The organism is Natronococcus sp. A-GB1 (genome assembly GCF_029688845.1).
Classification (GTDB): Archaea; Halobacteriota; Halobacteria; order Halobacteriales; family Natrialbaceae; genus Natronococcus.
In genome coordinates this window covers 1-19576 of record NZ_JARUKW010000029.1, presented here as the reverse complement: position 1 = coordinate 19576, position 19576 = coordinate 1, and the positions used below count along the sequence as shown (strand labels likewise).

The 19576-nt window shown below is 51.3% G+C and carries 16 protein-coding genes and 1 pseudogene; 9 read left to right on the top strand and 8 right to left on the bottom strand.

Translation table 11 applies throughout. The features are described from left to right. Positions 1-226: 226 nt before the first annotated feature. Complete coding sequence (locus tag QA600_RS21430; RefSeq protein WP_278293971.1) at positions 227-991, bottom strand: hypothetical protein; 765 nt, start codon at positions 989-991, stop codon at positions 227-229. On the opposite strand from QA600_RS21430, the gene QA600_RS21425 reads away from it, so the two are divergent. After that, positions 984-1310: a hypothetical protein gene (locus QA600_RS21425; protein ID WP_278293970.1), complete on the top strand. Its 327-nt coding sequence runs from the start codon at positions 984-986 to the stop codon at positions 1308-1310. The two genes, QA600_RS21430 and QA600_RS21425, sit on opposite strands and share 8 nt — an antisense overlap. Before the next feature lie 881 nt (positions 1311-2191). Here QA600_RS21425 and QA600_RS21420 read toward each other — a convergent pair. Continuing rightward, positions 2192-3040, bottom strand: a complete 849-nt coding sequence (locus QA600_RS21420; RefSeq protein ID WP_278293969.1) for a geranylgeranylglycerol-phosphate geranylgeranyltransferase — start codon at positions 3038-3040, stop codon at positions 2192-2194. A gap of 114 nt (positions 3041-3154) precedes the next feature. On the opposite strand from QA600_RS21420, the gene QA600_RS21415 reads away from it, so the two are divergent. Next, positions 3155-4255: a hypothetical protein gene (locus QA600_RS21415; protein ID WP_278293968.1), complete on the top strand. Its 1101-nt coding sequence runs from the start codon at positions 3155-3157 to the stop codon at positions 4253-4255. A gap of 33 nt (positions 4256-4288) precedes the next feature. Here the strand turns inward: QA600_RS21415 and QA600_RS21410 are convergent, their stop codons facing one another. Then, a complete protein-coding gene (locus tag QA600_RS21410) occupies positions 4289-4585 on the bottom strand; it encodes a hypothetical protein (RefSeq protein WP_278293967.1) in 297 nt (98 codons plus the stop codon). 200 nt (positions 4586-4785) lie between these two features. Between QA600_RS21410 and QA600_RS21405 the strand changes: the two genes are divergently transcribed. From QA600_RS21405 to QA600_RS21390, 4 genes are all read left to right on the top strand, one after another. Continuing rightward, on the top strand, positions 4786-6750 hold the full coding sequence (locus QA600_RS21405) for an archaea-specific SMC-related protein (protein WP_278293966.1): 1965 nt from the start codon (positions 4786-4788) through the stop codon (positions 6748-6750). A 168-nt stretch (positions 6751-6918) separates the two neighbouring features. After that, the gene (locus QA600_RS21400; RefSeq protein ID WP_278293965.1) at positions 6919-7281 is read left to right on the top strand and encodes a helix-turn-helix domain-containing protein; all 363 of its coding nucleotides are present in this window, start codon (positions 6919-6921) and stop codon (positions 7279-7281) included. Next, positions 7278-7733, top strand: coding sequence for a PIN domain-containing protein (locus QA600_RS21395; protein ID WP_278293964.1), 456 nt, complete (start codon positions 7278-7280; stop codon positions 7731-7733). Before QA600_RS21400 ends, QA600_RS21395 begins: the two co-directional genes overlap by 4 nt. A 732-nt stretch (positions 7734-8465) precedes the next feature. Next, on the top strand, positions 8466-9755 hold the full coding sequence (locus QA600_RS21390) for an orc1/cdc6 family replication initiation protein (RefSeq protein WP_278293979.1): 1290 nt from the start codon (positions 8466-8468) through the stop codon (positions 9753-9755). Between the two features lie 843 nt (positions 9756-10598). Here QA600_RS21390 and QA600_RS21385 read toward each other — a convergent pair. Together QA600_RS21385 and QA600_RS21380 are read right to left on the bottom strand one after the other, a co-directional pair. Next, positions 10599-11021 carry a hypothetical protein gene (locus tag QA600_RS21385; protein ID WP_278293963.1) on the bottom strand — a complete coding sequence of 141 codons (423 nt, stop codon included), beginning with the start codon at positions 11019-11021 and terminating at the stop codon, positions 10599-10601. Positions 11022-11035: 14 nt separating this feature from the next. Further along, complete coding sequence (locus QA600_RS21380) at positions 11036-11947, bottom strand: ParA family protein (RefSeq protein WP_278293962.1); 912 nt, start codon at positions 11945-11947, stop codon at positions 11036-11038. 698 nt (positions 11948-12645) lie between these two features. Between QA600_RS21380 and QA600_RS21375 the strand changes: the two are divergent. Together QA600_RS21375 and QA600_RS21370 are read left to right on the top strand one after the other, a co-directional pair. Next, a pseudogene (locus QA600_RS21375) lies at positions 12646-12795 on the top strand (ArsR family transcriptional regulator); the annotation flags it as partial. Positions 12796-13284: 489 nt separating this feature from the next. After that, positions 13285-14511, top strand: coding sequence for a tyrosine-type recombinase/integrase (locus tag QA600_RS21370; RefSeq protein WP_278293961.1), 1227 nt, complete (start codon positions 13285-13287; stop codon positions 14509-14511). 154 nt (positions 14512-14665) lie between these two features. Here QA600_RS21370 and QA600_RS21365 read toward each other — a convergent pair whose 3' ends face one another. Then, on the bottom strand, positions 14666-15619 hold the full coding sequence (locus QA600_RS21365) for an electron transfer flavoprotein subunit alpha/FixB family protein (RefSeq protein WP_278293960.1): 954 nt from the start codon (positions 15617-15619) through the stop codon (positions 14666-14668). Beyond that, positions 15616-16407 (bottom strand): electron transfer flavoprotein subunit beta/FixA family protein, encoded by a 792-nt coding sequence (locus QA600_RS21360; RefSeq protein WP_278293959.1) that lies wholly within the window; start codon positions 16405-16407, stop codon positions 15616-15618. Before QA600_RS21360 ends, QA600_RS21365 begins: the two co-directional genes overlap by 4 nt. Before the next feature lie 627 nt (positions 16408-17034). On the opposite strand from QA600_RS21360, the gene QA600_RS21355 reads away from it, so the two are divergent. Then, a complete protein-coding gene (locus QA600_RS21355) occupies positions 17035-17457 on the top strand; it encodes a universal stress protein (RefSeq protein WP_278293958.1) in 423 nt (140 codons plus the stop codon). Between the two features lie 363 nt (positions 17458-17820). Here the strand turns inward: QA600_RS21355 and QA600_RS21350 are convergent, their stop codons facing one another. Beyond that, the gene (locus tag QA600_RS21350; protein WP_278293957.1) at positions 17821-19470 is read right to left on the bottom strand and encodes an NAD-binding protein; all 1650 of its coding nucleotides are present in this window, start codon (positions 19468-19470) and stop codon (positions 17821-17823) included. Positions 19471-19576: the final 106 nt, after the last annotated feature.

The window sequence follows — 19576 nt, the reverse complement described above, 5'->3', positions numbered from 1 at the left end:
AGCGGCGGGTCCCTCGTCGATGTGGATAAGTTCCAATCACACTCGTTGTGAGGGGCAGTACAATCCCAGGCACCAAATCCGTGTAATTCAGACTGCTACTACTTCTGAATCGGGAGGTTGTTGCTTGTAGTTGTCACTAGTAGGGATGGCGACGTCGACCATCCAGTCGACGACCAACTCTGTTTCTACTCGTGGTCCTATCTCATCTGTCTCTTTCGTGTTCTTCTCACGCGGTTCTGGCCTCAGACTGGGTCACAACGGGTGTGACACCGCCAGCACTCGTTACACCTTCCTCAAGCAGATCTAAATGACAGTACCGATCCTCAAGCAACCCAGTTGCCGTCTCGAGGTCCATTGTCAGAATCTCCTTCGGGGGTTGTTTTGGACTTACCTGCCGCGTTCGCTCTTCGAGATCCGATCCACCGAGTTCCGACATGGCCTCCAAAACTCGAGTGATGGTGGTCCCATGTGGCTGTTCACCCATGATCGCGGTCAAAGCCTGCCGCACATCATCGCGGGTAAAGAAGACTCCGTCACCAGTACTGCGTTTAGTCGCAAACTCTTCCCAGCGTGTAGCTACGAGCAACGCGCGATAGGTATTTTGCTCACTCCGCTCGTCGATAAACCGTTTCTTGACTTTGTACTGACGGCAGTTCGCGAAGAAATCGAGCGGACTTGTCGAGGGCTCAACATCGCCGGGTAGCTGTGGTGTCTCGCTGGTTGTCTTGTCGCTCTCGCTCTCCTCGAGCATGGCTTCAACCTGGCAAGCTTTGGCACTTGCAGAGCAGGCGATCTCCTTTGCCTCCTCAGCTGCCGACTTTGCCTCGCTGGTATTCTTTGCGAGGTCCGTCCGAGTCTGATCGTCCTTATCGACACGGTCTTCGAGCTTATCGATCTGGTCCGACTGAATTTCGACTCGTCGTTTGAGCGTCTCATTTTCGGTTTCAAGGCTCTCGACTCGCGAACGGAGTGCTTGCAGTTCCTTGGTCAACGTCTGGATAGTCGTCGATTGTACGTCGTCGCTGTCGGTAGTAGTGGCTTCAGTAGACATCGTGGCTCAGTGGTCGCGAAAAATCAATGAACGAGCGATACGCGTAGCTGCGTCTGCTGCAGTCGATTGGCTGTGGTTCAGGGGAAACTCCGGAACCGACGGTGTCATCGGGTTCCTTGACTCCAAGCAGAAGTTTGACATCGAGGAGTTAGGATTATTCAACGCCGTCGTCTATGATGAGCTGATCCTCGGTTCGGACGCTAGAGTCTTTCACCATGGGGCGGTGGGTAGCGGGATCCCTGAGACGAGGTGGAAGTGACTCGACCTCGACTCCGCCTGAACTTGACATCAGTGGCCGTGTGTTCGTGCCTGGATCTGGGTTCTCGTCAATCCCAGTAGCTGATCGGCTCTCGATGGGTTCGCTCGAGTCGATCAACTTGGGCTCGAGGACGACCAGTTCGGTTGGCTGTGTTGCAAGATCAGTTCGGATATCGAGTCGGAACTGGACGAGCAACTTCGTGCAACCAATCACAGGGTCCGCAATAGCCGAGGGACCGCACGCTGTGCAGTAGGTTCGATGGACCTCCCAATGATCGGTGTCGTTTGTCTGGGAGAATAAGACAATGATGACGTCGCCTTCGTTGAGGTCACGTTCACACCATTGGCAGCGGGTGGTGTCTTTGGTTCCAACGGCGAGTTCCTTGGTGAGTTGCGCAAGGCTAGTCTCGAGCAACATTATTGCTGGACCCACGGATCTCTGTTCTGTGTTCGAGTAGCCACTGCCAAGGGCCACTCCTCGTCCATATCACCGATTCTGTTCTGCAGTCTACCTTTCTGATCGTTCGCAACTCTTAGTGGATCGATATACATTCATGTCTCCGAATTGAGCGTTGACGGTCGGTGCCGCCGTACCAAAGTCTATCGCGTTCGCCCGAAAGAACTGCTCAAGCAGTACCCACCGGCGCTGATGGAGACAGCGCTGCCGCTGGTTTCGGGACAAAGCTTATTGTACTTTGGTCGAAAGGAAAGAATTGCTTAGGGGTTCTCCCCTTTCGACGCTATGATGTTCTCGAGCTTTGCTTATCGCCTTCCCAGTGAGTTTGTCTATCGGCGAGGGTTATCATTTCACCGGAGGTTACACTGTTACCTCCCGTGAAACACCGATAAGATATCCGACTGGTGTCTCTCCGGTCGAAACGTTTAGGAAATCATAGTCGCGCGGCCTACGATGAACGCCGCAGCAGTGAGGAACGAGCCATATTTCAGGACGGACTGCCCCGCTTTGGGGTCACCGAAACTAAGATATCCGGCATACAGTATCACACCATTCACCGGTATCATGAGAACAAGATAGACTATTTCCAAAACACCCAGCAGATAGGGAACCGGCGTAACAACAACCATGAGGCAGAGAAAACCTGCACTAAGAGTGAGGGAACGTTTCTCCCCAATAACGAGAGGAAGGGTAGTAATCTCTTCCCGCTCGTCTCCCTCCATGTCTTCGACGTCTTTGATTACTTCACGGCTGAAGGTCGCCAACGCTGCTAATAAAAATAGGACACCGGGGACAGCAATATCGCCAACTGCTGCACCTCCCAAGAGAAATGTACTCCCACCAAGATATGCCACTACTGCGTTCCCTACTCCTGGCATCCCTTTGAAAATCTCCGTATAGGCGACGAGAAGGACGATATTCAGAAGGGCAATCGCAGTGGCGAACAACGGTAGTACGAGTGCCAGTGCGCCCGCTGCAGCAAACAGGACGATACTCGAGCCGAGGGCAGTACTTGGAGCAACTGCTCCTCGAGGGATCGGCCGTTCAGGATTGTTGATTTGATCAGTCTCAATGTCAAAATAGTCATTGGTAGTATTTCCTGCGGCCGTTGCCAGGATAGTGACAAGGGAAGCGATGAGAACAGGTCCGACGCTGCCGCTAACATCGCTTCCTATAGCTACAAACGCTCCAGTAACGGTCAGTACTCCGGCGACAATCGCATTTACCGGCCGAGTAAGTTCTACTACACCACGGGCACTCTTCGCTACCGACATACTCACAATTTCACATCCTCAACCAAAAGCGAGGCGAAATCAACCGCTCTCATCGCTGCTTTCAATAGTGGCCGCTATAAATCAAAATTCGGAATATCGTCCAAGTTGTTGAATATGATGCAGGAAGGTGCAGGTTTCGAAGAGGAAGTCGTTGAAAATCCAATAACTGGAAGTCAAGATGTTATTCGTGAAAACATAATCAAATATATCGACTCAGCCCGGTTTGAGATTTTGCAGATGATCGATGATGGGCCAGTTACCCCCTCAAAGATAGCGGATCAAGGGTTAGTATCCCGTAAAACAGCATCTGAGTATCTCTCTGAATTCCAGGAGTGTGCCTTCGTTAATCTGAATCAGGATCGACAACACGTCCTTACGTATGCCGGAAAGTTTGCTCTCGAGTTGGTCAGGGACTGTCTCGAGAGAATCACTCGGGATCAACTCGCCTTCCTTTCGCGCTCACCTCGACCACTCCAATTTCTTCAGTCGCTTAGAGCGGGTCTGACAGAACCTTGTGAGCTTGCGAACGCTAGCTCCAATTCACCAGGCCGTGCAACGATTTGGCGTACGTTTCAGACCTTCGAGGAGCACGGATGGTGTGAATCCCAGCCTGGGGGGTATCGCCTTACAGCAAAGGGAGAACAGGCACTATCTGCCTACCAGAGATTACTCGAGCAAAGCAAGCAGATAATCACCAAGGCACCGTTTCTGCAGCGCCTCTCAACAGAATATACAGATTTCCCGACACATGCTCTCACAGACGCAGAGCTTGTATTCTCCGAGCCTGCTTCTCCGGGCCTCGTAGTTGAAGCGGCTCTCAAGCTCTGTGATCCTCGCACGCGCCACTTTCGGATTCTAACCTCCGTCTTTCAACCGACCCTGTTCAAAGCGTACTACCAAATTACCAGATTAGGATTGACGGTAGAGCCGATCGTCGATAGAACTGTCCACAAGCAGATTGTACAGAACGACGGTCTCCACTATCTGCTGGATAATTCAAAGCGAGATAACTACACTCTGGGCTGTCTCGAAGAATCACTCACACTTGGGATAGGACTCTACGACGATCGAAAGGTGGCCATTGGTGCGTACAATGAAGTCGGCGACGGGAACCACGTCGCTATGATACTCAGTTCGAACGATGAGCTGATTGAGTGGGGCAGAAGGAAGTACGAACGCTATCGTGAGCAATCTGTCGACCCAGGAGCCTATTAGAGTTCGCAAGCAGTTCAAAATTCATAGTCTTCTCTATCGCTTTGGATCTACTGGCCGAATATATTCTGACTTAATTTTCTCTCCCTCTCGCCACTGCCAGTAGTAGTACTGGTTCCCGCTGATTTCCTTTGTAGTCAGCGTCGCACTGGTTGGTGCATCATCGCGATCGAGATTCTCTGGCTGATCGTCAACCTCCTGCTCCTCGAGTCCTGTCTCGAGTTGGCGCTCCTTTTCGTCCGCCATCTCGGTAGCGATTTGGGCGATCTCTCGGAGCGTCTCTGGTGACTGCTTTTCGAGGCCCTCGAGTATGTACTTCGGCGGATCCGGCATCTATTAGTTAACCAACGACGGGGCTTTCCTTAGACTTGTTGGTTAATTCGCCGCACTCTCAGGAATGTCCGACGGATTTCTATCCAGAGTAGATTCAGGTCGACTCCAAAATCGCCCTCTAGATCTCAGAGAAGGGCTGATATGGATCATATCGCTGGCTAACCAATAAATACCTACCTACGGATCAATTGTCTACACCTATGGGAACAAGCCAGCACGCTACGGAACAATCTCCACCAGAACAAGCAACCCTCTCTGTCAGCAACATCGGTGGCATCGACGAAACAGAGGTGTCGTTCGAACATGGAGTGACTGTTCTCTCCGGTCGTAACGCAACAAACCGGACGTCGCTGCTTCAGGGAATCATGGCGGCACTTGGTAGCGATCAAGCGAGCCTCAAAGCGGACAGCAAAGAAGGGCAGGCTGCTCTCGAGTTCGGTGAAGAAACCTACCAACAGACGCTTCACCGACGGAACGGCACAATCGTTACTGAGGGCGACCCCTATCTCGACGATCCGGAGATCGCGGATCTGTTTGCGTTCCTGCTCGAGTCAAACGAAGCTCGCCAGGCTGTTGCTCGCGGCGATGACCTGCGTGATCTGATCATGCGGCCGGTCGATACTGATGCAATCAAAGCTGAAATTCAACAACTCGAGCAGCGGAAAAACCAGATCGACAGTGAACTCGACGAACTCGATAATCTCGAGAATCAGCTCCCTGATCTTGAGGCCAAGCGAACGCGACTGATTGACGAAATCGAAGAGCTTCACGACGAACTTGAAACTGCCGAGGAAGAACTCGAGGCCGCGAATACCGACGTCGAAACCCGGCGTGAGGAACAATCCGAACTCGATGAGAAACTCAATGAGCTTCGGGACACGCGTTCGGAACTCGAACGAGTTCGCAACCGAATCGAGACCGAACGCGAGAGTATCGAGGCACTGGAAAACGAGCACGAGGATGTCGAAGCCGACCTCGAGGAGCTACAGGCAGGTGGAGAAGCGAATCTCGGCCGTCTAGAAGCTGAAATCGAGACACTCCAGACAGAGAAAGACGAACTCAACGAAGAGATTTCGCAGTTTCAGCGGACGATCCAGTTCAACGAACAGCTGCTGGAGGATCCCGGAGAGTTCCTTGGTGGCGAGGCGGACAACAATGATGGTCCCGTTACCGATCAGCTACTCTCCGATGCCGATTCGGGGACCGTCACGTGTTGGACCTGTGGTTCCTCGGTCGCCACTGACCAAATCGAAACTACGATCGAACAGCTTCAGTCTGTATACGAGGACCGGCTCAACGAGCGTTCGGAAATCAACGACGAACTCGAGGAAAAGCGAGCGACACTCAACGAAATCGAAGAAAATCGCTCCGAGTATCAGCGAGCCAATCGCCGTCTCGAATCGATCGACGACGAAATCGAGCGCCGGCGTGACCGCATCGAAGATCTCACGGATGATCGGGAGGCCTTCACAGAGGAGATTACTGAACTCGAGGCTGAGATCGATGACCTCGAGACTGACGACTCCGAAGATATCCTCGACCAACACCGCGAAGTCAACCAGCTCGAGTTCGAGATCGAACGGAAGGAAAGCGAACGCGATGATGTCGAAGACAAAATCACGTCAATCGAAGAACGACTCGACGACCGCGAGGGGCTTCAGGATCGTCGTGAAAAGACAACCGAAGAGTTAGCTGATCTTCGAACCCGTATTGATCAAATCGAAGACAGTGCGGTCGAAGAGTTCAACGAGCACATGGAGAGCCTGTTGGAGATTCTCGAGTATAGTAATCTCGAGCGGATCTGGATCGATCAGACAACACGTGACGTTCGCGAAGGCCGACGCAAGGTGACGAAATCGTCGTTCGATCTCAAGATTGTCCGTAGTACTGAGGAGGGAGCAGCCTACGAAGACTCGATCAACCACCTCAGCGAAAGCGAGCGTGAAGTTACTGGACTTGTCTTTGCGCTTGCAGGATATCTGGTTCACGACGTCTACGAGACGGTTCCGTTCATGCTGCTGGATTCGCTCGAGGCAATTGATTCCGAACGCATCGCAACCGTTGTGGAGTACTTCGAGTCGTACGCGCCGTATCTTACTGTTGCACTACTTGAGGAGGACGCGCAAGCACTCGAGGAAGAGCACGCGACAGTAACTGAGATTTAATTATCCCCTGTTGTTCTCTGTCTTCTATCTGAGTGTTCTCTCAGACGATGCTAGAACGCTCTCGAGCGCCAATCAGCTCTTCCGGTTCATACGTGTGAACTGGAGTTGCTGGGTCCCGGTTCACACGAGTGAATAGGGTTTAAGAGGATCGGCGACGTACCCTGAGACATGAGCAATGAACGTGACGATCGCGGGAAATTTGTGACACAGGTCACGCTTGAGGACATCCTCGGAATTCTCCGGCGGACCAGTGAGCCCATGACTGCGACAGAACTCAGTACGGAGTTGGGCATCTCGAACAGAGCAATCCTCAATAAGCTCAATACGCTCCATGAGCGTGGGGATGTCCGCCGAAAAAAGGTAGGTAGTCGGTCCGTAGTATGGTGGCTTCCAGATGAGCCTACCGAAAAGCAAGAAATCAATCCTGATGACCCATTTTGGGACGCCGAGCCCGTAGCCGCAGGCGGGCCAACAGATGTTTCGTCGAATGTGGACGAATATCTCTATGGTGAGCCAGAGAGCGACGAATGAGTAGCCCTGGTGCGACAGCCCTGTTCATCGATACTGGTGCGTTTTATGCTCGATTCAAGCCCGATGACGAAAACCACGAACAAGCCGTTGAGTTGTTCGATGGAATACGGTCGGGAAAATACACGTACCGGCCACTCTACACCAGTCGCTATGTTCTCTCGGAGCTTGCTACCCTCTTGCTCCGATGGGTTGGTCACGGTGACGCCGTTCGTGCACTGAGCGCTATTCGGGAGTCAGAGAGTTTTATTGTTCTACCAGTTGATGCTGGTGCCTTCGATCGAACCTGCAAAGAATTCGCTCGCTATGATGACCAACAGATTTCGTTTGTTGATCACTCGAGCGCTGTTCTCGCTAATGAATACGACATAGAACACCTCTTTGCGTTTGACTCTGATTTCCGAACGCTTGACTTTACAATTGTTCCTGGAGACACCGGCGAAATACACGAATAAACTAGCGGAGAGAAGCTCTGTTGTTGCTCTACACTATGTGTCCATCAAATAGACTACCTCGAAACAACGGCTAGGCACACCAGTTTACGAGTGTTTCTGCCCATAGTGAGAAACAAACAGACCCAATCAGAATTAGATTCGTAACGGGTCGCTGTATGGCTGTTTGAGACGATTTCAGGGAGTCGCGAAGCCACGCTCGAGTCCGGCCTCCAACTCGCGAATTGCTGTATAAAAAAGGAACGAAACAAGCACTATTTTCACATCGATGACGGGGGGAGGGGGAGTGGGACTCTGAATTTACACTTCGATGTCGGGGTGTCAGACGCGTGGCTTGCACTTCGATGACGGGGGGTGACAGAACGGCATTGAAAAGCAGATACTCAGTTTTGGCAATTTCCATCTTTACACATCGATAACGGGGGGCCTCTCTCCGATATACTTCGGAGGTGGTTCAGTCGTAGAAAGCAGAGAACTGGGTTGTACAAGCGATATACTTCCTGTACGCCTCGGATAAACATCGACGGGGGTTATCTTTTTGATGCTCCAGCATACAGGGACCGTATGCCCAATAGTGATCAGAATGAAATAAACCAATCTACTCTTAGTGAAGATACTCACTCTGAAGCCAACGCAGATCAAATAGAAGCCGCTCGAAAGAACACTGTCGCAGATACGGTCCAAGATCAGAATGAGGTGTCTAGTGAAGACAGCTCTCAACAGTCGATTCGGGATATGCTCGATGACGATGAAGAGGCATCAGTTTTCGTCAATCGAGATCTCGTCGAGCCAGACACCATCATTGACGAGGAGCGAATAGTCGGTCGTGACGATCAGCTCAAGTCCGTTGTCTCATTTCTGAAGCCGACCCTGCAGGGAAATCGCCCCCCGAATATGTTGTTATATGGTCCTGCTGGAACAGGAAAGTCACTCATCATCGGGGCTGTTACACAACAGATCATCGAACTCTGCCAATCGAAAGGCGAGCGCTTCGGTGTGATTAATATAAACTGTCAACCTATTAATACCCTTGATCAAGCAGTTTACGAACTCGTACAGACTGTTGCGAAAGACGTCAATGCGGAAATCGGGGTTCCAGAAACGGGTGTCTCAACGAAGCGCAAGTACCGACGTCTATACAAACTCATTAACGAGCATTATGATTCGGTCATTTTTATTCTCGATGAAATCGATCTGCTAGTTGGTCGACGGGCAAACGACGAGCCCGCTTACTCAAAGCTACTCTACCAGTTGTCACGAGCGAGTAACACGAATGAGATTGAAGGCCGTGTGTCGGTTGCAGCGCTGACGAACGACCCAAAGTTCATGGAAGATATCGACGGCCGTGCGGAGAGCTCTTTCAATCCTCGGGACGTCTACTTTCCAGATTACGATGCCACGCAGTTGCGCGAAATTCTCGAGAATCGTCGTGATGCATTTCGGCAAGATGCACTCACAAGTGATGTGATCCCGCTTGTGGCGGCATTTGCAGCACAGAGCCACGGAGACGCTCGGAAAGCAATTGATCTGTTCCGTGGTGCCGGCGATCTCGCAGATGAATGGGGTGACGGAAAAGTTACCGAGAGACACGTACGTGAGTCCCAGGAAGAAATCGATAAAGATCGTTCATTGAAGCTTGTAGAGGGGTTGACGACTCAGAAGAAGATCTCACTGTACGCGACTGCTGCAGTCGCCTGTCACTCGAATCGTTCACGAAGTTCTGTACCAAGTCCAGTCGGATTCAATGTTTATCGGTGGATCACTGATGAGCTGGATGCTGACCAAATGACACGTGAGACCTACGTAAAATACGTGAAAGAGCTCTCTACGTATGGACTTATTTCGAGCTCACGAAAAAGTCGAGGACGGGGTGGCGGAATGTATATGGAGTTTACTTTCACGGGAGATCCTGAAGCGATGATGAAGAGAATTGTTGACGACACTCGATTAGAGCCAATAGCCAATCAAGAAGAACTCCTACAGACCGTTGTCAACTCCCAGCTGAGGGAATTTCATAACCAATGAATTTGTATCAGTCAAGCAGGCCGTTTCTGAACACACCCCCCGTGTTCGATGTGTAAGTACTCGCGTTCTTCATTCCTGACTCAAAATCATTGCTCGTCTGATCTCCTCGAGGTAGCGAAAGGGTCACCTCAAGTTCTCTGGACACCCTCCCCCCGTCATCGATGTGTAAATCTCAGGATGAGGGGGAGGCTGAAAGCTGATGAAAGCATTTAGATTAGAGGGAGAGAGCATGAGAACAGGGATACCAGCACAAACAGACACTTGAGAAAGGAAGAGATTATCGTCCGATTCGTTGGAGACAAGTCTCTCAACTCTCGTAGCTGGACCTATTGCGGTTACTGTTATTAACATTCCTATATAAAACTTTCCAAGCTAGAGATGGCCGTAGATCAGACTGTCATTAGTGTGTTTGAGACCATCTCTCTCATGAACAGCGTGTTTTCTGCTGTTTTTCGTGGTCGTCGTATCTTGGCCCCCACCCCACCTGCACTGGTTTACACATCGATGACGGGGGGAGGGAGTGGGGTAACTCTCCGGGGACGTGACTTCTCCTCCTGGATGATCTCAAATAAAGTGGGACGTTCTCTATCTATAGGTGCTCATCTATTACTATTTCTTGAAACCCAAATTCGACGCTCTTCTGGGAAACTCACTGGTATCTCTCTCGAGCCGGATTCTCGGCCATTGGTGAGATTACGAAGACCACCAAAAGGAGTGCAAGCAGAATCCAGCTGACTTACGAAACAGGTATTGTAATGCTCTGAGAGCGACTCTCGCCCTCATTGTCTTCTGGAGTGCTTGGCTCAGCGATCCACAGATTCAGTGACTCATTGAATCGCTGAGTCACTGATCTCTGTCTTGCTTCGCTAATTCACGAATTTTTTCTTTGGTCTCTTCGCGATGCTCATCGAACGCGATTTCGAAAACCGCGCGGTAGAAATGCTTGTTCTTCTCGAGTATAATACCTTCCCGCTTCAACTGTTTTTTCAGCCGAGTAAATGTAACCTCGATGTCCTCGCTCTGTTCCGGCTCAACATACAATGTGGCTGAATCCCAATCCTCTCGGATATTTAGCGGTTCATCCTCTGTTGTTTCTGTCTTCTTGGTCGATGATTCGCTATTACTTGTAGGGGTCGGTTCCTTGGCTGCCGCCGTCGTTTCGCGATCTCGTTCTTTCACTTCCGATGTTGTTTCTGTGGTCTGATCGTCAGTTGCCGGCTCCTGGTCTTCCGCTTCGTCCGACGGATTCTCGAATCGCTCGTCCATTCCTCGGGGCATGTTTACACCTTCACCTGCGTTTTGTCGAATGCTCGTTCCATCGTCTCTGCAATCTCCAAGAAGAGCTCACGCTCTACTTGTTGGTCGTTCGGGTCCTCCCACTCGAAAATATCGCAGCCATTGTCCCATGCGCGCTGTATTGCTACCCGCATAGGGAGTTTGAAAATTGGTGCCATTGATGCAAATGACTCATCGAATGCGTTCAGGAATTTTTTCGACTGTCCATCGTCCCGGTACATATTCGCGAGCAGCCCTACGATCGCAATCTCGATCTGTTGGCTGTTCTCAATAGACTCCAGCTGGTCCCACAGGTCGTCGAGAGCATCTCGTGATGTTGCCTGGGTTTGTGCGGCAAGGAAGACGTTCTGAGCCGCGATGAACGCGGCGTCCGTTAGAACTGAAAGATCTGGTGGACAATCGATCAAAATGAAGTCATAATCATAACCCTCGTCAATTAGCTCTTCAAGAGCAACTTTCAACGAGAGGCGGGCACTAGCGTCATCCATCCAGTCCCGTGCCAGTCCCATGTCCTTGTGACTCGGAACGAGGTCATAGTTCAGATGTTCGTACTCATTGGTATGAATCACGATCTCTGAAAGTGCCGTGTCGTGGGTTCGGGGATTGTCCACGAGAACATCGAGGAGATTACCGTCGTCGGTGACGAGCTCGTTCGGAAGGTCATTCTTTGGGTTGGATGCGTCGTTATCATCACCTGGACCGAGCCCAAGCCCTTTTGTCATGTCGGCTTGTGGATCCATGTCGATCGCAAGGACGTCGTGGCCTCGCGAGGCCAGTGCTGCCGCACTGTTTATTGTCGCTGTTGTCTTTCCAGTCCCACCTTTCTGATTTCCAAAGGCAACCGTGGGAATGCTGGTTGACGGTGTGACACCCCATCCACGCGGTGAGTCGGACATGTTCCAATCATTGAATCAAAGACTCATAAATTTACGTCAGACGTTCCATACTGAGTTCTAACTCTGATTTGCTGCCTTCACACTCTCTTCCCCAAACAACCGGGAGATTTGACCAGCTGGCTTAGAATCAAAGAATCCTTGAATCATTGAACTCACTCGCTTTGTGGGCTCTTTTGTAGATAACGAACTGACCTCTCTATCTGCATTTTCATTATTCATTGAATCACTGACTCAAACAATCTGTGATTTGTGAATCCATGAATCATTAAATTCCTGACCGAGGACTCTGCTTCTCACCTCTTTCGAGATTTGATTCAGGGATTCATTGACTCATTGATTCCTTGCTTCACTAGTCCACTATTTGCAAATCACTGATTCCATGACTTGCTGATTAAATGATGATATGTCCCACTATACACTGAGGTTCTGCTCATCTACTCCTCATCTCTGTGATTCACCAAGTCCATGATTCATGGACTACAAAATTTGCTGTTCATATTCCCTCACCCTCCAAAACGCCCCTCCTCATTGACCTTTGGTAACTCACTGACTCATTGATTCTTTGATTCACTGACTGCATGAATAAGAGAACCTAAGATGAACATCGCTCAGCAGGCGCCAGCTTATTCCACTCAACCTTCGTATCTACTGCTAACCAAACAGTTCTGAAAACCAAATCTGGATTCGGCTTCATGGATACCAACAAACCCAGACAGAATATTAATACAATATTGCCAGTGCTTGAGCACTATGGCCTCGTTTGTAAGATCAGACCAGCCGAACGGTCCGACCTGTACGAGACCATACGGACGGGTCGATCGTCACTTGAGCATCGAAGCGAGTACGACTAGGCTGACGACTTTGAGTCGATCATCTCATAAAGACAAGTACGACAGACTTCTTGCCGAGAGGACGTGCTTACTGCTGAGCTGTTGGTGACGCATAGTTGAGAACCTGGGCCGCCTTACCAGATCGATCAGTGTAAGTCTAGGTGCTTGTCGAGAGCTCGTGTCAATGTATGAAATCAAAAACGCGTTCGACAGTGTAACTCGTTCATATTCTTTCTTACCACTCCGTCCGGCAGTTAGAACACGTCAGCCGCTCGTTCCGGTAGAACCAGATCTATGAGAATACGCATTCGAATTCGTATAGCTACATATGATTTACGACGATTCTACATACACGTGCTGCCTATTCTGTGTATTTTAGTTGTCTCGAGCCCGACAACCAAATACACGATAGTTTTTAGTGAGTGTCATGAGTAGCGAACCGTACGAAAATGATGCTCTTAGAATCACCACAACATAGGGGAAACGGGTTACTCGAGGCGATCTCGCGTGAGTAGCGAGCAAATCCAGTGGTCACACAAGTCCCTCGAGGAACTCCGTGAGTTCTGGAACACCGAAATCGAACTTGAGCTACAACGTGCTGGCCACGACCTTGAGGACAAACCCACCTATCAGGATCTACTCGACGTCGGCTACGGCGGACTCACTTACACGCTTCGAGAGCACCACGAGATGTCCCTCTCGGAGTTTCTCGAGTCTGTGGGCTATGTAGAGGAATCCGAGGAGGGCTATCCATGGGGTATCGACGACGAAACCACCATTGATGAACTCGAGTCGTTCATTCGAACGCTCGAACGCCGGCAAGGCCTCGCCGACACTACAGTCGCAACGAAACGATCTCGACTCGCGACTTACGCGCAACTGTACGATGAACTCCACGGCCAGGCCAATCTCGTGGACCGCGTCGTCGACACCGCCGAACGGGCTGCCGAGATTCGACGCGTTCTGGCGGTGTTTGACGAACTTGACGCCGATCTCGGAACTGACGCCTCGAAGCAACGGTATCTAAGCGACGTCAACCAGTTCTACAGTCACCTCGAGCGGCGGGCGATCGCCGCGTTCAACCCGGCCTCGAGAATTAGCGAGGAGTACAACTGGAATCGTGAGGAGAAAGACAATCAGCCGCTCTCAAGTGAGGATGTTCGGCGGCTGTACGGAGCTGTTGAGGGTCCTGAAGAGGAACTTCTTGTGCTCGCGCTGTGTGCGTGGGGCCTTCGACGGAACGAGGTCGCGTCATTACACGTTTCTCAGGTGGTACTCGAAGGCGATGATCCACACATCTATTTTGAGGAACGAAAGAACGGTCCAGGAACGGTCGCACTGGTCTACGGCCGCGAGCAACTGACGGATCATATCGATGGGCTTGGCGCTCAAGACGACGAGTGGAACGGGTATTTGTTCCCATCGACAGCATCCTCGAGTGGCCATCTTGTCGGTGAAACGATCCAATTGCGTTTTCAGCGACTTGCGAATCGTGCCGGCGTTACCGTTCGTGGCGAGACGCCGACCTCGAAGATGGGTCGGCGCTTCTGGTATACAACGTATATGGATGCACAGAAACAATTGCTTGAGAATCTTGACGTGATTGCAGGCGATCAGGGAAGTTCCGACGCGAGCGTTGTTTTGGAAAACTACCTCTCGGAAGCTGAACGCCGGAAGTACCGGCGTGAATTCATGCGTAAGCGATTAGCAGATGTATTTGAGATCAACTCATAAGCTACTCTATGTTTGCATTCATCAATCTTCTTTTAACACCGATAAAAAGAGTGGTGAGCAATAGCTTTTGTTGCCGGAAGATCAGAAGGTTCTGATTCGATACACCGATCAATGAACTCATGGAGACTGTCTGTACTAAATATGAATTGTTGATTTACTGAAACTCCTCCGTGAGCGCGGGAACGACGTCGAAGAGGTCGTCGTGGATGGCGTAGTCGGCGATATCCATGATTGGAGCGTTGGGGTCGGTGTTGATCGCGACGATCATCTCCGAGCCCTTCATGCCGGCGACGTGCTGGACGGCCCCGGAGATGCCGATCGCGATGTAGATATCGGGCGTGACGACCTTGCCCGACTGGCCGACCTGGCGGTTCTTGGGCAGCCAGCCGTTGTCGACGATTGGTCGCGACGAGGAGACCGTCGCGTCCAGCGCGTCAGCCAGATCCTCGATGAGCTCGAGGTTCTCCTCCTCTTCGATACCTCGTCCGACGGAGACGAGCACGTCGGCCTCGGTGATGTCGACGTTACCATTGCCGACCTCCTCGAAGGCCGTGACACTCGAGCGGATTGCGTCCTCGTCGATCTCGGCCTGGAACTCCTTGATTTCGGCGTCACCGATACCGTCAGCTCCGGGCCACTCGGCGCCTCGAATCGTGACGACGGCGTTACCCGTCAGTTCGCTGGTCGTCTCGACCTTGCCGCCGTACATCTCGCAGGTCGCGATCAGGGTGTCGCCGTTGGTCTCGAGCCTGACGGTGTCGGTGACGAGCGGGAGATTGAGCGCGTTGGCGACCGCCGGCGCGTAGTCGAGTCCATTGACGCTGTTCGGCGTGAGGACGTACTGGGGCGCGAGCTCGTCGTAGAGCTGGGTGATGACCTGGGTGTAGACGTCGTGGTTGAACTCTTCGCCGTACTTGACAGTGTGGACGGCGTCGACGCCTTCTCGGTTGCATATCTGGGCAAAATCGTCGACAGGGCCGCTGATGACGGCGACATGGAGGTCGCCATCGGTTTCGTCGGCCAGCTGACGACCGGCGGTAATCGTCTCGTAACTGACGTCGCGCAGTTCGCCGCGGCGGTGGTCAGTGACTGCGAGAACGTCACTCATGGTGCCACCTCCTTCTCGTGGAGGAGTTCACCCAGCTCAGGGGCGGTCTCCTCGGGCCTGACCTGCCAGACCGTCGCGTCGGTCTCGCTTTCGGGCTCGTACATATCCGTCACGGTCACCGCGCCCTCGACTGCACCCTCGTCGATGCCGAGGTCGCCGAGCGTGTGGACGTCGAGTTCCTTCCGCTGGGGCTGGCGGATGCCCCGCAGGCTGGCGTACCGGGGCTCGTTGATCCCCGTCTGGATCGTCAGCGCCGCGGGTAACTCGATCTCGGTCAGCTCCTCGACGCCGCCCTCGAGCTCGCGCCGGTCCGAAGCGGTGCCGTCCTCGAGGTCGTGCTTGAGGTGGTTGACGACGGCGCCCCACTCCAAGCCGAGTTCGGCCGCCAGAGAGACGCCGGTGCTGCCCCAGTTGTCGTCGCCGGACTGGACGCCCGTCAGCACAAGGTCGGGCTCCTCGGCCTCGACGATTGCCCGCAGGATCGCGGTTTTGGCGCCGACGTCGAGCAGGTCAATGTTCTCGAGGGCGTCGTCCCAGACGCGGACCGCGCGGTCGGCGCCCTTCGCGAGCGTCTGGCGGAGCGTCTGCTCGCAGTCTTCGGGGCCGATCGTCACGGTAACGACTTCGTCGGCGATGCCCGCTTCCTGAAGCTGGAGGGCCTCCTCGACAGCGTAGTCGTCCAACTCGTTGAGGTCGGCGTTGAGATACTGGTCGACGATGGTCGTGTTTTCAATCCCGAACTCGTCTTCGACAGTAGAGACTTCCTTAACCGTAACTAGAATCTCCATTTCGTTCGTTGGACTGTGGAAGTGATAATGGATAAACGTAGGTATCTCGGCACGTGCCGCCCCAGTTGAGCGAGTCTAATTAGCAACTTCAGCAAAGTGTATACAGATGACACTGTCTAGTTCAGCATCGCCCTCTAATCTGTATATAGAGTGCCATTCTTGGAACTAAACCCAGTCAAATAGTGACTTTATTTATTCTGCGGTATTCTATTGGAAGCGCCTTCGCTATTGTAGTCATCCTCTTTTCGCCAGAATTCCAAAACAACTAGAGCATGATCATAGAACTCTATGTTTCTGTGTGGCTTTAACTGTTCATCGATACCGATTGTACCGTCCCTGCTGAATCTGCTCGAGGCGATATCGAATTGCCCAAATAACCCAAATAAGAAGAATACCGGTCCCGACAACTACTTCTAACCGTATCAGTGGAGTATCATATATTCTGGTTAGCACTACGACCAGCACACACCATATCATAACAGCATAAAAAACTGTATTGAGAGAATTAGGAGCCAGTGTAGCCCGAAACGACATTACCCTTTATTTCATACTCTGAGTAATAAATGGACGGGATGATTCAGTGTACAGTAGATAATATTTATATAGAGCTGCTGAATGAGTCCATTCATGGTCCATTTTCAGCACGTTCTTGTTCCCGTAGCAGAGGAGAAGGACGCACGCACGACGTGCAGTGCATTACGGCCTTTTCTCGAAGGGACAGAGCGCGTTACTGCAGTCCATATTATCGAAAAGGGCGGCGGAGCACCTGACAAAGCACCCCTTGAGAAACGCCGTGAAGACGCATCTAATTTCCTTGCTATTGTTGATTCCACACTTAGTAGCTCTATTGCTGTCGACACCCGAACGGTATTTGCGACAGATATGGTCCCTGCTCTGTTTTCTGAAGCTGCTGACGTAGGGGCTGATGCAATTGTTTTTCGAGCTCGTGGAGGAAGTCGGATCAACCGAATTCTTGCTGGTAATATTACAACGAATCTCGTCACAAACCCAACTGTACCCGTTGTATCTCTACCAGACTCCGATAGTTAGCTTCTATAAATACCTATTACATGAAACAACGTTCAATTGAAGAGCCGGTGGACAAAGTTCTTTCTCTCTATCTGCATTGCTCTTTGTGTTCTTAACATTCTGTTTGCTATTGCGTATTACCTCTTCATAGTCCTAATTTCGATTGTTTCAAGAGTACAGCTAACGACTACTGTATTCTCTCCTAGAAACGAGTGGATTGTCGGCTTCTTCACACTAGTGGCCGGAGCCTCTTTGATTTCTGGAAGTGACTCATACATCGTCCGGCAGTACCTTTCACAGGGAGATCGTGATTTATCTCTAGAATATGCTTATGCGATTATTGCGTTTTCCTGTGGTGCTGCGGCAATACGGGTCTCTTTGCAGTTACTCTAATACTGTCTCTGGAGACGATTGAGAGACAAACTCTTGGAATTTCTTAATTGACTTTTCACTACCGCCAGCAATGAGAATGTCCTCTTCTTGGATGACGAAATCCGCAGTGAGATCTGTTCTTAGTTCATTGTTGCGCTCGATAGCGATTACTGTACAGCCGGTCTGGGCTCGAAGATCGACTTCCTTGAGACTCTTCCCGACAAGCGAGGGCGCCTCCGAACGGATAAACTCGAACTGAACTTGTGGGGTGACGATTTCAACTTCATCAACCAGATGTGAGGCAAGAATTTCGCCAGTCACCGTAGGAAGGGACAGTACGTAATCAGCACCAGCATTATACAATTTCCAGACTGTACCTGGATCGTCTGCACGAGCAATAATTTCAATATCTGGGTTGATTTCTCTTATAACCAGTGTCGCATAGATCGTCGTTGTGTCGTCGTCTAGAGCGAGCACGACTGTCTCTGCATCCCTTATATTGACGCTTTCGTAGGTTTCTGGATTAGTTGCATCCCCAACTATATCGACTCCTTCCCGATCCTGGTGATCGATGATACAGGTATCGATGCCCGACTCACGGAGTCGTTCGGCAACGGACCAGCCAACAGTTCCATATCCGCAAACGATAACGTGCGAGGGATAATGATGTGTCGGGATCGAACGGGCAGTAATCTTCTCGAATCCACCGTGACCTCCTGCAACGAGAAGGATTGTATTTTCCTCAAGAACGGTGTCTGGATCGGGAGAGACGACAAACTTTCCACCGAGCCAAACGCCGACGATCGTAATTCCATTCTCGTCGAAGATATCTGCGTCCCTAATCGTCTGTCCTGCAAGATCGCTTCCTTCCTGTACCAAGAGTTCAGTAATCTCATAATTGTTCTCCACCTCGATTACGTTACGAAGCTTTTCTGCAAAGGATGTCGTAGCTCGCACTCCGAACGCTTCTCCAAGTTGCTGACGAGCTAAGACGACCTCGTCAGCTCCCGAGTACTCGTGATACGAGGCCGTCTTGTAATCTCGTACAACGCTAATCAACTTCAGATCTGGATTGACGCGAAGTGCAGACAACATAACCGTTGGATTCACTTCGTCGCTGACGTCAGCAACAAGCCCACGAGCAGTCGCCGCATTTGCGTTGCGAAGGGTTTGGATCTGCTCTGGATCGCCATGGATTGCGTCGATACCCTTTTCCGTGAGATTAGCGGCTATATCGGGGTCAGAATCGACGAACAGATACGGAATACCAACTTCGTCCAGTTCCCTCCGCAATACATCATCAAGCGCTGAATGGCCGCAAATGATGACGTGATCAGTGAGGTCACTGGTTGTCGGTGGGCCTGAGTCGAGTGCCTGTCGTAGCAGTGGAATTGCAAATAGCGGTAGTCCAAGAAAGACAAGAAGGACGCCAGTGAGATTCATCCCAATTACCATCACGTTTAGCACCATACTTTCCCAGGGTGCGTGCCCTCCGAAGCCAGCCGTTGTGAGCGACTCAATTACCACTTGAACGGCTTTGTAGAACGGAATCTCACGACCCTCAAATGTGATCATTGCCCACTGATAAGCAGTGGCGTAAACAAGAATAATAACGCCAACAGTTACAAGCGCATAACTGGTTCGACGTCGCCAATCTTCCATGCTCTCTAGTATCCAATGACCGCCAATAGGACTTCTGTAATTAGTATTCCTGTTCTAGATGAGATCGTATCCTAAGTCTCCGTAGGATCTCTTCCTACTCAATCCG